The organism is Myxococcus sp. CA040A (assembly GCF_013336725.1).
Taxonomy (GTDB): Bacteria; Myxococcota; Myxococcia; order Myxococcales; family Myxococcaceae; genus Myxococcus; species Myxococcus llanfairpwllgwyngyllgogerychwyrndrobwllllantysiliogogogochensis.
On sequence record NZ_JABUMR010000004.1, the window covers coordinates 842,119 to 854,892 of the forward strand.

Genomic DNA, 12,774 nt, shown 5'->3' on the forward strand with positions numbered 1-12,774 from the left:
CACGCCATGCTCTCGTTCGCCGAGGGAGAAGTGACCAGACTCCGGCGTGAGTTCAAGCTGGTTCTGGGAGAGCAGGCCGCGCTCACGCTGTGCGCGCGGTTGTCGATGGAGCTGGAGGGACAGATGCCGCGACCCACGCGCATCGTGTCCGTCTATTTCGACCGACCGGGCTGTCCCCTGGCGTCGCGCGCGCTGCGCACGCCGGAGGACTGCCTCAAGGTCCGCACGAAGGAGTACTCGCCGGACGTGGGGGCCGGCGGCGTGGAGCGCGTGGTGCTGGAGGTGAAGCGCGAGCGTCATGGACTCACGCAGAAGCGTCGGGTCTGGGTGCCGCGCTCGGACCTGGGGCGCGTGTTGCGAGGGGGCGCGCGCCTGTTGCCGCTCATCACCGGAGGCAGCCTGCTGCCGGTGCTGGCGGTGACGTACCAGCGGCACGTGTATCAGGCGTCGCAGGCGTGGCGGGTGACGGTGGACCGGGACATTGGCTACCACCAGATTGCTCCAGAGCTGGCCATGTCCCAGCTTGCCCTGACGACGGAGCGGCTGGGACCGCCGCTGTGGAGCGAAGGACGCGTGGTGGTGGAGGTGAAGCACCTGGGGCAGGAGCTGCCCGACTGGCTGTCGTCGCTCAATCCGGGCGGCGCGCCAACGTACAGCAAGTTCGCAGAGGGGATGGCGAGGGTTCATGCCTTCGCCGTGGATGGGGTCGCGAGGGGATAAGGCACCGTGTTCATCGACTTCGAGGGGATTGACGGCAGCGGCAAGACGACGCTCTCCAACCTGCTGGCCGGGAGGCTGAAGAAGCTCGGCTACCGGGTGGCGCACGCACGGGAAGGAGGCGAGCTGCGCTCGTCCACGGCCCGGCGCGTGCGGGAGCTGACGCGCGATGCGCGGCTGCTGGAGATGTCACCGCGCGCGGAGTTCTTTCTCAATCTGGCGCGAGACGCGCAGCAACTGGAGGAAGTGGTGGCGCCCGCGCTTTCGCGGGGAGAGGTGTGCATCACCGACCGTTACCTGTACTCGCAGCTCGCGCTGAGCGGAGGGGGCCGGGGACTGCCCATGTCGGAGCTGCGGCCCGCGTGCGAGCTGGCCTCGCAGGGACTGTGGCCGGACCTGGTCATTCTGGTGGATGTGGACCCGGACCTCGCGAGGTGGCGCAAGCGGCTGGGCAAGGCCCAAGCGGGACGCGGCTCGGACGGGGACAGCCGCAAGGGTCTGGCGGGCGCGGGCCTGGCGGTGCGCGTGCGCGAGTCCTTCCTCGCCCTGGCGAAGGAGGACCCTCGACGCTGGCTCATCCTGGAGAACAACGACGCGCCGCTGCACGTGCTGGAGCAGCGGCTCGTGGACGCGGTGGTGGCGCGACTGGAGGGGCGCGACACGCCCGTGCAGCGCATCGTCCCCGAGTCGACGACGCCGGTGCACTCGGGCCCCGTGGACGTGGAGGACGTGGAGGCGCGCTTCTTCCAGGCACTGGACACCGTGGAGCTGCGCGAGCCGTCGCTGGCGGTGTGGATGCTGGGTGGCCTGCCCGGCCTCATGGCGCACCAGCGCAGACTGGCCTTCGTGGAGCGCTTCCCCGCCCTCACGGCGCGGGGCCTCCTGGGCCTGGGGGATGAAGCGGCGTGGACGCTGCGAGAGGTGCTGGCGCCGCTGGCCCCCGCGCAGGTGGCGCTCGGCCTGGGCGGCCTCACCGGCGCGCGCGCGTCGATGATGCGCGAGCGGCTGTATGCCCAGGCTCCGTCGGAGGTGCTGCAGGGCCTGAAGGGCGACAGCTCTCCCCAGGCGTGGGCGCTGCGCGAGCGCGGCATGAAGGACGGACGCCTCACCGACGTACTGCTGGGCCTCTCCGGCGTGGACGGCGAGGAGTCCTGGCTGGTGCGCGAGGCCGGCGTGCAGCGCTCGTTGTTCGTGGAGACCGCGCGCAGCCTGGGAGGCCTGTCGGACGCGCGGGCGGACGCGCTGAGAGAGGCGCTCCTGCCCCATGACCGGCTGGCGGTGCTGCGCGGCACGCAGGGACTGGACACCCCGGTGGCGCGCGGACTGCGCGAGGCCCTGGCGGGCAAGGCGCTGAAGCTGGTGCTGCGCTCGCTGACCGGACTCGACTCGCAGGAAGCGTGGGCGCTGCGTGAGCGGGGCTCCTCGCAGACGAAGGAGGCGCTGGACTCCGTCGACGGCATGAACGACCCGCGCGCGTGGAAGCTGCGGGTGGCCCACGCGAAGCGCTGGCCCGCCACCGTGCTGTCCTCGCTCAAGGGGCTGCCCTTGGGGCCCGAGGCACGCACGCTCATCTCACGTGTCCTGGAGGCACGCCCCGCGAGCCTGCCGGTGTTGCGCAATGCCTATGCGGTCATCGCCACGGCGTCGACGCTCGACGCTCGGGGCACCACGGTCCGCCCAAGCCGCGTCGTCGCGGACGCGGCCACACAGCTGGTCGAGCTCTAGGGGAGCCCCGACATGGAGGTTTCGATTCCAGCGCTCTTCGAGAGCGCCAAGGCGGAGATGAGTTCGTTGTCCATCACCGTGATGCTGCCGCGGATGCTCGCGGCGGCGTTCATCGGCACGGTGTTGTCACTGCGTCCCTGGCGGCTGCCCATGCGCCGGGCGCTGCCAAAGGCGGACATGATTCAGGCGCAGGTGCTGCTGTGCGCGGCGGCGGCGGTCATCACCGCCGTCATCGGCGACAGCGTGGCCAAGGCCTTCGGGCTGGTGGGGCTGGGCGGCTTCGTGCGCTTCCGCTCGGGCCTCAAGGACCCGCGCGACGCGGCCATCCTCTTCTTGATGATTGGCCTGGGCATGGCGTGCGGCCACGGAAGCCTGGGGCTCGCCGGTGTCGGCACGGTGTTCGTGGCGGCGCTGCTGTTCGTGCTGGACCTGTTCAACCGCGAGACGCCCGTGGCGACCCGGCAGCGCCTGCTGGTGTCCGCGCAGGCCGACGACCTGGTGGGCGCGGAGGCATCGCTGCGGAGCGCGCTGCGTGAGCGCAACGTGCTGGTGAAGAGCTGCGCGCTCGACTTCGACGGGCGGCGGCTGGAGCTGGAAGTGGAGGAGCCCGTGCCCGGCTCGCTGACGGCGGCGCTGGGACGGACGGAGGGCACGCCCCTGCGGGGGCTGCGGTGGACGGCGGTAGGCCCCAAGGGGACACGAGAGGAGCTGACATGACACGCAGGTGGGTGGTCGCGCTCGCGGCCGGATGGTTGCTGGTGGGGTGTGGTGGTGGAGGGAGCCTGCCGAATGGAGATGGACCGGGTCCCTCGCCAGGCGGAGACGTGGGCCTGCCGGGCGACAAGGACCCGAACGACAACAACCCGGACGACACGGCCTCCAAGACGCTGTGGCCGCTGACGACGGGCTCCGTCTGGGTCTACGACATCCAGGACCCGGTGCACGGCAACTTCCAGAAGCGCGTGACGGTGCAGGGGCCGCGCGAGGTGCCGGGGGCACCGGCGGGAACGACGGGCGTGCTCGTGCACAGCCGGCAGGACCGGGTGGCCACCGGCATCCTCTACGAGGAGTACTCGTGGCAGCTTGAGCAGAGCAATGGCCTGGTGGTGCGGCTTCGCGAAGAGGACCACCGGGACGGGGTGCAGGTGCGCACCACCACCTGGTCTCCCTCCACGGTGAAGTCCCTGTCGCGAGCGCCGGGCTCACTGCCCTGGTCCTTCACCAGCGCCGTGCAGGAGCTGACGGTGATGGGTGACGGGAGTCAGGAGGACAGCGACCCGACCTATACGTGGCGCGTGCTGGAGGTGAACGCGACGGTGCAGACCCGGGCCGGCACCTTCACCAACGCCGTGAAGGTCCGCCGCGACAAGCTCAACGACGCTGGCGAGGTGAAGGAGGGCAAGGAGCGCACGTACTGGCTGGTGCCCGGTGTCGGCAAGGTGCGCGAGGAGGGTGAGCGCACCGAGGACCTCGCGACCTATGACGTGAAGAAGTAGCGCCCGGCGGGACAGGCGTCGGGTGCGCGAGGGCTTGCCTCGCCGCCCGGCGCCCACTTCCCGTCCGGATGAAGGTCGCGGAGTGAACGGTTGGGCCTCCGTCCCGAAATGGTTCGGGAGGAGGCTGCATGCATCGGAAGACCCGCTTCAACCCGCTTCCCCTGGCCGTGGCCCTGACCCTGGTGTCGGCCGTGGCTTCCGCGGGCGTCCTCGCCCGCGACCCCTACCTCCAGAAAGTCGGCCCGGACACCGCCCTGGTGGCGTTCCGTCTGGCGGCCAACTGCTCGCCCGAGGTGCGGTATGGCGTGGGAGCCGTCAGTGAGGTCGCCCGCTCGGAGGCCTCGGGCCGCGTCCATGCCGTGGTGCTCACCGGCCTGAAGCCCAGCACCGAGTATTCCTACGAGGTCAGCGCCTGCGGCCTCAAGACACCCACCAAGCGCTTCACCACCGCGCCCGAGCCCGGAACGCGCAGCGTGCACTTCGCCGCCGTGGGTGACTTCGGCACGGGCGGCTCGGACCAGAAGGCGGTGGCCGCCGACATGCTCGCGCGCAAGCCGGAGCTGTTCGTGGCCCTGGGCGACAACGCCTACCCCGACGGCACCGAGGCCGACTTCCAGGACCACCTCTTCGCGCCCATGGCCGCGCTGCTGGCGGAGGTCCCCCTCTTCGCCTCGCCCGGCAATCACGAGTACGTGACGAACCAGGGACAGCCGTACCTGGACAACCTCTACATGCCCACCAACAACCCGGCGGGCTCGGAGCGCTACTTCTCGTTCGACTGGGGGCACGTGCACTTCGTGTCGCTCGACTCCAACTGCGCCATTGGCCTGTCGGCGGCGGAGCGCTGCTCGCTGGCGGACCAGAAGGCGTGGCTGCAGACGGACCTGGCCGGCACCACGCAGCCGTGGAAGGTGGTCTTCTTCCACCACCCGCCCTGGTCCAGCGGCGAGCACGGCTCGCAGCTCACCATGCGGCGCCAGTTCGGCCCCATCTTCGAGAAGTACGGCGTGGACCTGGTGCTGACGGGGCATGACCACAACTACGAGCGCAGCAAGCCGATGCAGGGTGACGGCGTCGCGTCCTCGGGCGGCATCCCCTACCTGGTGGTGGGCGGCGGCGGCGCGGCCCTGCGCGCGTTCTCCGAGGGCCAGCCGAGCTGGAGCCAGGTCCGCGACAACAAGGCGCACGGCTTCCTCGACGTGGAGGTGGTGGAGGGCGTGCTCACCGCGAAGCTCATCACCACGGATGACACGGTGCTCGACAGCTTTACGCTGCACAAGGACCTGCCCCCGGTGGAGCAGCCGCCCCCGGCGGATGCCCTGTCCGTCACCGTGGAGGGCGAGCGCGGCGTGGCGCCCCACCGCGCCCTCTTCCGCGCGACGACGTCCTCGGTCGTCCCCGTGAGCTGGGACTTCGGAGACGGCGGCGCGGCCGAGGGCACGACGGCCGAGCACACGTACGCCAAGGCCGGCCAGTACACCGTGACGGCGACGGCGACGTTCGGCGCGGTGACGCGGACCGCGACGTCCGTCGTGACGGTCTCCGCGGCCCCGGGTGGCGGTGGTGGAGGCGAAGATGGCGGCAGTGGTGGCGGCACCGACGCGGGGACCCCTTCCACGGGCAACCCGGACGACCGCCCTTCCCCGCCGACGACGGGCACGCCGAGCACCGACGATGAGGGCGGCGGGTCCGGTGGGGGTTGCGCCGCGGGTCCCACGGCCGCGCTGCTCCCCGCCGCCGGGCTGATGGTGGCCGGCCTGCTCCGCCGTCGCCGCGCCGGCCGACGTCCTTGAAAACCCGTCTCGCTCCCCGTCGGTGAGCGCCCCCCCGCCCGGGTGTGTCGGTGGACCGAGCGTCCCCTGACCACCCGGGTTTGCTTTCCCCGCTTGTCAACCCGCCCGGGGGATGCAAAGGCCCCTGCAGCCATGGCCCAGAAATCCAAATTCCGCCCCACCTCGCGACCGTCCGCGAAGAAGTCCTCCAACGAGCGTACGCACAGCAAGAAGCCCACGCTCAAGGAGCAGGCGCGCTCCCCTCGGCCCGTGAGAGAGGACCTGGTGCTCCAGGCCTGCCTGGAGGCGTACGCGCTGGTGCGCCATGAAGGGCGACTGTCGGACCGGGCGCTGGACTTCACGCTGCGCCGCAAGACGAACCTCTATTCGTCGGAGCGCCGCGCCGTCGCCGAGCGCGTCTACGCCCTGCTGCGCCGCCAGCGCACGGTGGACTTCCTGCTGTCCCGCGCCCATCCGCAGTTCGACTCGCTGGACTCCACCCGTCAGGACGTCCTGCGCCTGGCCACCTCGCGCGTCCTGCACGGAGATGCCCTGGGTGAGGTGGCGCGCACCTCGTCGCTGACGCCCGCGGATGCCTCCGCCCTGAGCGCGCTGCCCCAGGCCGCCGCCGCGCTGGAGGCCCTGCCGGAGAAGAAGCGCTTCCCCATCGCCGCCTCGCTGCCGGACTTCCTCGCCGAGCGCTTCCTCGCGCAGTACGGCAAGGACGCCGCGCGCGCCGCCGAGGCGATGAACGAGCGCGCTCCCCTCACCGTCCGCGCCAACCTCCTCAAGGAGGACCGCGACGCGCTGGCGAAGCGCCTGTCCACCGAGGAGGTGGAGTCCAAGCCCTCCCTGCTGTCGCCCATGGGCCTGCACCTGGAGACGCGCATGAACGTCTTCTCGCTGGAGACCTTCCGCGAAGGCTTCCTCGAAATCCAGGACGAGGGCAGCCAGCTGCTCGGCATGCTGGTGGATGCGCCCCCCACGCGCGTCGTGGATGCGTGCGCGGGCGCGGGTGGCAAGACGCTCCAGTTGGCGGCGCAGATGAAGAACCGGGGAGACCTGCACGCGTTGGACATCGACACGCGGCGCATGGAGGACCTCAAGAAGCGGGCCCGCCGCGCCGGGGTGCACAACGTGCGCGCCCAGCTCATCGCCGCGGAGGGGCCGGAGGCGGACTCCTCGCTGGACTCGCTCGCGGGCAAGGCGGACCGGGTGCTGGTGGACGCGCCGTGCAGCGGCACCGGCACCTTCCGCCGCAAGCCTGACGCGCGCTACCGCCTGACGCCCGAGCACCTGGCCGAGCACGTGGCCCGGCAGAAGGCGCTCCTGGAGCGCTTCTCGCGGATGGTGAAGCCCGGAGGCCGGCTCATCTACGGCACGTGCAGCGTGCTGCGGGAGGAGAACGAGGCCGTCATCGAGGACTTCCTCTCGCGCCACCCCGAGTACACCGTGCGCCCGGTGGCGGAGCTGCTGGGGCCGGAGCTGGGCGCGAAGGTGGGCCCTGGCCCGTTCCTGCGCCTGGCGCCGCACACCCACGGCACGGATGGCTTCTTCGGAGCCGTCCTCGTCCGAGCGAAGTAGCCTGCCTGGAAGAAAGGCCCGGCCATGTCCCCGTCCGTCCGCTACCGCGTCTCACTGCCTCGGCCCCACTCGCATCTGGTGGAAGTGGAGGTCACCTTCCCGGCGGGCCCCACCGTGCTCGACGCGCTGATGCCGGTGTGGACGCCGGGCAGCTACCTGGTGCGCGAGTTCGCCCGGCACGTCCAGGACCTCACCGCGACGACGCAGGACGGCTCGCCGTTGACGGTGCGGCGCGTGGACAAGCAGACCTGGCGCGTGAGCGCCGGAGGCCAGGCCGTCACGCTGCGCTACCGCGTGTACGCCAACGAGCTGACGGTGCGCACCAGCCACGTGGACGGCACCCACGCGTACCTCAACGGCGCCACCGTGTTCCTCTACACGGAGGCGACGCGGGGCCTGGAGCACCAGGTCACGGTGGACGCGCCGCCGAGCTGGAGCACCTTCTGCGCGCTGGGGCAGCGAGCGGGGGCGTTCATCGCCTCGGACTACGACACGCTGGTGGACAGCCCCTTCGAGGTGGGCCCCCACACGCCGCTGAGCTTCACCGCCGCGGGCGTGCCGCACGACATCATCGTCTGGGGTGACATACCGACGGACCCCGAGCGGCTGTGCGCGGACTTCCAGCGCCTGTGCGAGGTGCAGGCCCGCCTCTTCGGCGGACTTCCCCTGCAACGCTACCTCTTCCTCCTGTACCTGACGGACAAGGGCCGCGGCGGGCTGGAGCACCAGGCCAGCACCGCCCTGCTCTTCCCCCGCACGGCGCTGTCCACGGGCCGGGGGTGGGAGGACTTGCTGACGCTGGCCGCGCACGAGTACTTCCACCTGTGGGTCGTCAAGCGGGTGAAGCCCCGGGCGCTGGTGCCCTTCGACTACTCGAAGGAGAACTACACCTCCCTGTTGTGGGCCTTCGAGGGAACCACCGCGTACTACGACAACCTCATCGTCCGGCGCGCGGGGCTGATGTCCGCGCAGCGCTACCTCACGCGGATGGGCGAGACGCTCACCGCGCTGCACTCGACGCCGGGCCGGCGGACGCAGACGCTGCTGGAGGCGTCGCTGGTGAGCTGGGTGAAGCACTACCGGCCGGACGAGAACTCGCCCAACAGCGCCATCTCCTACTACCTGAAGGGCGAGGTGGTGTCGGCGCTCCTGGATTTGGAGATCCGCCGGGCCACCAACGACACGCGCGGCCTGGATGACGTGCTGCGGCTGTTGTGGCGCCGCCACGGGGACGGCTCCGGCGTGAATGAAGACGGCGTGGAGGCCGCGGCGAACGAAGTGGCGGGCGTGGACCTGACGCCCTTCTTCGACCGGGCGCTGCGCACCACCGAGGAGCTGGACTACTCGGTCCTCGCGCACGTCGGCCTGGAGATGAACTTCCGCATCCGGGAGTCCGCGAGCGACCGCGGAGGCACGCCGCCCAAGGGCAAGGAGTCCAAGCCGAAGGGCTGGCTGGGCGTCACCCTCAAGGGGAGCGCCACGGTGGCCACGGTGCTGGACGGCTCGCCGGCGCAGGACGCGGGGCTGTACGCCGAGGACGACGTGGTGGCGCTCGACGGCTGGAAGGCGGACGGCGCCGCGCTGATGAGCCGCTGTGAGGACCGCAAGCCCGGGGAGACGGTGCGGGTGACGGTCTTCCGCCGCGACAGGCTGGTGGAAGTTCCCGTGGTGCTCGGCGCCAAGCCCACGGAGGCCGTGTGGCTTTCGCGCGTGGACAAGCCCAGCGAGGCGCAGAAGTCCGCCTATCAGGCCTGGCTCGGCGCCCCCTGGGACGAGGCCCCTGGCACGACGTAGGCTGCCGGGAAGATGCCTCCCACCACCGCGGCCGCCTGTCAGCGTCATCCCAAGGCCCTCGCCGGCTGGCGCTGCCAGTCCTGTGGCGCGGCGCTGTGCCCCGAGTGCGCCGTGGGGCGCCGGGTCCAGACAGTGGAGCTGGTCGCCTGCGGACCGTGCGGCGGCGACGCACAGGTCCTCGGCATCCACCGCGGTGCGGTGCCGCTGTCCCACCGGCTGAAGAAGGCCTGGCGCTACCCCTTCTCCGCCGCGGGACTCCAACTGCTGGTGGCGCTGAGCCTGTTCCTCGCGACGGTGGCCTGGTTCGCGGAGATGTCGTTCCTGTTGATGCGGGCCCCGCTCATCGCCCTCTACGGCGGCCTGTTCTGGGCGACGTTCTTCGGCCTCGTCCAGGAGTCCGCGCGCGGCGACACGTCGCTGGACATCCCGGACTTCAGCGACATCTTCCGCGACGCCATCGTCCCGGGCCTGCGCGGGCTGATGGTCTTCGTGCTCGCGGCCCTGCCGGCGCTCGCCTACGGGTATCTGACCCATACCGGCGCCCACGCGAAGCTGGACGCCTTCGCCTGGTTCATCCAGTGGGAGCTGCCACCCGACCTGCTCAAGGCCCCGGTGCTCTGGGCCCTGCTGCTCCTGGGGGGCCTGTGGCTGCCCATGGGGCTCCTGCTCGCCGCGACGGGCCAGCCGCCGTGGCACATGCTCGACCCACGCCTCGTGCTCCGGCTGGCCCGGGGCCTGGGCTCCGACTACCTGCTGACCACCTTCGTGCTCGCGCTATTGGTGCTCCTCCAGGGCGTGGCCCATGGGGTGGCCGCGGGGCTGCGCGCGCTGGACCTGGTCATCGTCTCCCGCGTCCTGGCGGAGTGCGTCACGCTGGTGGTGCCCTTCCTCGCGGCGCACGTGCTGGGCCTGCTCCTGTACGTCCGGGGAGACCAGGTGGGCTACGGCGAGGCGCGGGACTACCTGGAGCCGGTGCTGGGAAACACCCGGCCGCTGAAGGATGCACCGTCGCTCCACTCGACAGGGCTCTTGACGGAGCACGTCACGGAAGCGGCGTCTCCTGGAGGGGAAGCCGGGGCGAGCCAGGCGAGCGCCACCGAGCAGCTCTCCGCCCTGGCGACGGCCGTGGGGGGGCGCGATGTACCCCGGGCCCTGGAGCTGTATGCCGCGCTGGAGCAACTCCCCGCCTCGCGTGTGCCCGCCGAGCACCACCTGTTCATCGGACAGGCCGCGGCCGTGGAAGGAAACTTCCCACTGGCGGTAGCGGCGCTGGAGCGCGCGGCGGATGTGGCACCGGATGCGCCCACCGCGCCCCGGGCCCTGGTGCTGTTGGCGCGCGTGCTGGGCGAACGGATGAACGAGATGGCCCGCGCGGAGGAAGTCTACCGGTACGTGCTGCACCGCTACCCGGACACCAGCGCGGCGCGCTACGCGGGCGAGCGCACGAGACTCACTTCCGACTGAGTCAGGCATTGCCGCGCGGAGGGACAAGCATCACCTTGAGCACATGCTTCGCGTGCGCGGACTCTGCTGGCTCATCGGCCTCGGCTTGCTTTCCGGATGTGATGACGCGCCTCGCATGGAGCGCGGCATCGACGACTGTGAGGCGACGCTGATGGCGTTGCGCGTGGAGGTCGTCTCGGCGGAGGGAGCCCGGGTGCGCGGCGCCACCGTCACCGCCACCAACCTCACCTCCAACGAGAGCATCTCCGGCGTCACCGACAGCGACGGCGTCACCACCGCCGTCAACGAGCGGCTCGCCCCCAGCCCGGTGCGAGTGGTGGCCACCGCCGGCGCCAAGGTGTCCCCTGCCTCCCGCGTCGAATGGGTGTGTGACACCTGCAACTGCGTACCCGAGCCGGCCGCATTGACGCTGGAGTTGAGTCCGTAGGAACTCATCTGGCCTCCAACTTCTCCGGGGTTCGCTAGGATTTCCTCGCGAGAATGCACCAGGGAGGTTGAATTGAGCCGGCCGCCTGCGGTACGGCTGTCAGCATGCGTCAGACCCGCATGCCCGCCTCCTCGCGTCACATCCCCGTCCTCGGAGCCACCCACCAGTCGGGCGCTCCCGTGTGTACGGCGGTGGGGACGTGTTGTGGTGGGCACCGCGTTCCCTCATCGGGGAGTCCTACCGTTCCGGTAGTCGCTCGGGTCCGCAAGCATGTCCATCGATAGCCGGGAACAGTGGCTTCAGTGCGCCCTCGGTGAGCTGACCGAGCGCTTCGTCACCCAGGCGAACCCCGTCCCGAACGGTCTATTGGAGGCGCTCGACGCGGATCCGCGACGAGGCGCCCAGGCGCTCGCCCGGCGCATCCGCTCCCGTCAGGAGAAGAACCGCTCCGAGGGCCAGCGGCTGCGCCACCTGCTGCGCTTCGAGACGGAGCTATGGGAGCAGGGGCACACGCATGTGGCGGGCGTGGACGAGGCGGGCATGGCACCGCTGGCCGGCCCCGTCGTCGCGGCCGCGGCCGTGCTGCCCAGGAGCTACCGGCTCAAGGGGCTGGACGACTCGAAGAAGGTGCTCGACGCGCAGAAGCGCGAGGCGCTGGCGGTCGCCATCAAGCGCGACGCGGTGGCCTGGGCGGTGGGCCACGCGGAGGTGGAGGAGATCGACCGCCTCAACATCTACCACGCGGGGTTGCTCGCCATGCGCCGCGCGGTGGAAGGCCTGGGGCTCAAGCCGGACTACGTGCTGGTGGACGCGCGGACGATTCCGCAGTGCCCCTCGCCCCAGCGCGGAATCATCAAGGGCGACACGCTCTCCATGAGCATCGCCGCGGCCTCCATCCTGGCCAAGACGACGCGCGACAAGCTGATGGCGGAGCTGGACGCGCGCTACCCGGGCTATGGGCTGGCGGACCACAAGGGTTACCCGACGGCGCGCCATGTCCAGGCGCTCAAGGAGAAGGGGGTCCTGCCCATCCACCGGCGCAGCTTCGGTCCGGTGAGAGAGGTGTTGGGACTGGTGGCTTCTCCTGAAACTTCCCCCGTGCAGGCGGAGCTGTTCTCCGCCGTGCCGTCTCCGACGAGGAGAGAGTCATGAGCACGGACCGAGACATCGACGGCTGGCTGTCGGACCGCGGAATCACGCTGACGGACGCGCGGGTGCGCGCTCGCGCGGTGCTGGAGGATGCGGGCCTCACGCGTCCCGGCAAGCTGCGGATGAGTGAGCCCAAGCTGCACAAGGCGGCGGAGGTGCTCGAGGGGCGCTTCTTCCCCGTGTGCGCGGATGGCGCGTGCCTCAAGGTGGCGCAGGCCAGTGGCCGCGAGCCGCTGCGGGTGGAGCCGCGCAGCCACTGCGCGCGCTGCGGAGGTTCGGCCAACCACCGGGCGGAGGTCGCCTTCGTGGAGACGTGCAACCGCCTGGGCGTGCGCAAGGTCGTGGTGGTGGGCGGCTCTCCAGCGGTGCGCGAGGAGCTGGAGTCGAAGCTTGGCCACCACATCGACCTGCGCATGGTGGACGGCACCGAGCGGCGCACGTCGGACCGGGCGCGGAGTGATTTGGAGTGGGCGGACCTGGTTCTGGTGTGGGGCGCCACGGAGCTGCACCACAAGGTGAGCGGGCACTACACCCATGGAGGCCCGGCCTACAGCCGCAAGGTCGTCCACGTGGTGCGCCGGGGCGTGGCGGCGCTGCTGGAGGAAGGCATGACGCACATGGAGCGGGCACGCTGAGCCGCTGACAC

11 protein-coding genes are annotated in these 12,774 nt (G+C 71.0%); all 11 read left to right on the plus strand.

Annotated elements, in window-relative coordinates:
• Window positions 1-6: 6 nt before the first annotated feature.
• Window positions 7-720, plus strand: coding sequence for a VTC domain-containing protein (locus tag HUA75_RS20470; RefSeq protein WP_141645821.1), 714 nt, complete (start codon window positions 7-9; stop codon window positions 718-720).
• 6 nt (window positions 721-726) lie between these two features.
• Entirely contained in the window at window positions 727-2,442 is a 1,716-nt protein-coding gene (gene tmk / locus HUA75_RS20475; protein WP_174487343.1) for a dTMP kinase, read from the plus strand.
• 12 nt (window positions 2,443-2,454) lie between these two features.
• Entirely contained in the window at window positions 2,455-3,159 is a 705-nt protein-coding gene (locus HUA75_RS20480) for a DUF4956 domain-containing protein (protein ID WP_141645823.1), read from the plus strand.
• Window positions 3,156-3,938 carry a hypothetical protein gene (locus tag HUA75_RS20485; protein ID WP_174466811.1) on the plus strand — a complete coding sequence of 261 codons (783 nt, stop codon included), beginning with the start codon at window positions 3,156-3,158 and terminating at the stop codon, window positions 3,936-3,938. The genes HUA75_RS20480 and HUA75_RS20485 overlap by 4 nt, the downstream gene beginning before the upstream one ends.
• Window positions 3,939-4,066: 128 nt before the next feature.
• A complete protein-coding gene (locus HUA75_RS20490; RefSeq protein WP_174487344.1) occupies window positions 4,067-5,731 on the plus strand; it encodes a metallophosphoesterase in 1,665 nt (554 codons plus the stop codon).
• A 132-nt stretch (window positions 5,732-5,863) separates the two neighbouring features.
• On the plus strand, window positions 5,864-7,294 hold the full coding sequence (locus HUA75_RS20495; RefSeq protein ID WP_141645826.1) for an RsmB/NOP family class I SAM-dependent RNA methyltransferase: 1,431 nt from the start codon (window positions 5,864-5,866) through the stop codon (window positions 7,292-7,294).
• Window positions 7,295-7,318: 24 nt separating this feature from the next.
• Window positions 7,319-9,088 (plus strand): M61 family metallopeptidase, encoded by a 1,770-nt coding sequence (locus HUA75_RS20500; RefSeq protein ID WP_174487345.1) that lies wholly within the window; start codon window positions 7,319-7,321, stop codon window positions 9,086-9,088.
• Between the two features lie 12 nt (window positions 9,089-9,100).
• Window positions 9,101-10,552 (plus strand): tetratricopeptide repeat protein, encoded by a 1,452-nt coding sequence (locus HUA75_RS20505; protein WP_174487346.1) that lies wholly within the window; start codon window positions 9,101-9,103, stop codon window positions 10,550-10,552.
• A gap of 43 nt (window positions 10,553-10,595) precedes the next feature.
• The gene (locus HUA75_RS20510; protein WP_174487347.1) at window positions 10,596-10,979 is read left to right on the plus strand and encodes a carboxypeptidase-like regulatory domain-containing protein; all 384 of its coding nucleotides are present in this window, start codon (window positions 10,596-10,598) and stop codon (window positions 10,977-10,979) included.
• Window positions 10,980-11,249: 270 nt separating this feature from the next.
• Window positions 11,250-12,131, plus strand: a complete 882-nt coding sequence (locus HUA75_RS20515) for a ribonuclease HII (RefSeq protein WP_174454893.1) — start codon at window positions 11,250-11,252, stop codon at window positions 12,129-12,131.
• Window positions 12,128-12,763 carry a hypothetical protein gene (locus HUA75_RS20520; RefSeq protein ID WP_141645831.1) on the plus strand — a complete coding sequence of 212 codons (636 nt, stop codon included), beginning with the start codon at window positions 12,128-12,130 and terminating at the stop codon, window positions 12,761-12,763. Before HUA75_RS20515 ends, HUA75_RS20520 begins: the two co-directional genes overlap by 4 nt.
• The last annotated feature ends 11 nt before the right edge of the window (window positions 12,764-12,774 follow it).

Bases quoted from the DNA above. Each gene is read 5' to 3' on its own strand.
- HUA75_RS20515 (WP_174454893.1), top strand. From the start codon at position 11,250: ATGTCCATCGATAGCCGGGAACAGTGGCTTCAGTGCGCCCTCGGTGAG.
- HUA75_RS20510 (WP_174487347.1), top strand. From the start codon at position 10,596: ATGCTTCGCGTGCGCGGACTCTGCTGGCTCATCGGCCTCGGCTTGCTT.
- HUA75_RS20490 (WP_174487344.1), top strand. From the start codon at position 4,067: ATGCATCGGAAGACCCGCTTCAACCCGCTTCCCCTGGCCGTGGCCCTG.
- HUA75_RS20480 (WP_141645823.1), top strand. From the start codon at position 2,455: ATGGAGGTTTCGATTCCAGCGCTCTTCGAGAGCGCCAAGGCGGAGATG.
- HUA75_RS20495 (WP_141645826.1), top strand. From the start codon at position 5,864: ATGGCCCAGAAATCCAAATTCCGCCCCACCTCGCGACCGTCCGCGAAG.
- HUA75_RS20470 (WP_141645821.1), top strand. From the start codon at position 7: ATGCTCTCGTTCGCCGAGGGAGAAGTGACCAGACTCCGGCGTGAGTTC.
- HUA75_RS20520 (WP_141645831.1), top strand. From the start codon at position 12,128: ATGAGCACGGACCGAGACATCGACGGCTGGCTGTCGGACCGCGGAATC.
- HUA75_RS20500 (WP_174487345.1), top strand. From the start codon at position 7,319: ATGTCCCCGTCCGTCCGCTACCGCGTCTCACTGCCTCGGCCCCACTCG.
- HUA75_RS20505 (WP_174487346.1), top strand. From the start codon at position 9,101: ATGCCTCCCACCACCGCGGCCGCCTGTCAGCGTCATCCCAAGGCCCTC.
- HUA75_RS20485 (WP_174466811.1), top strand. From the start codon at position 3,156: ATGACACGCAGGTGGGTGGTCGCGCTCGCGGCCGGATGGTTGCTGGTG.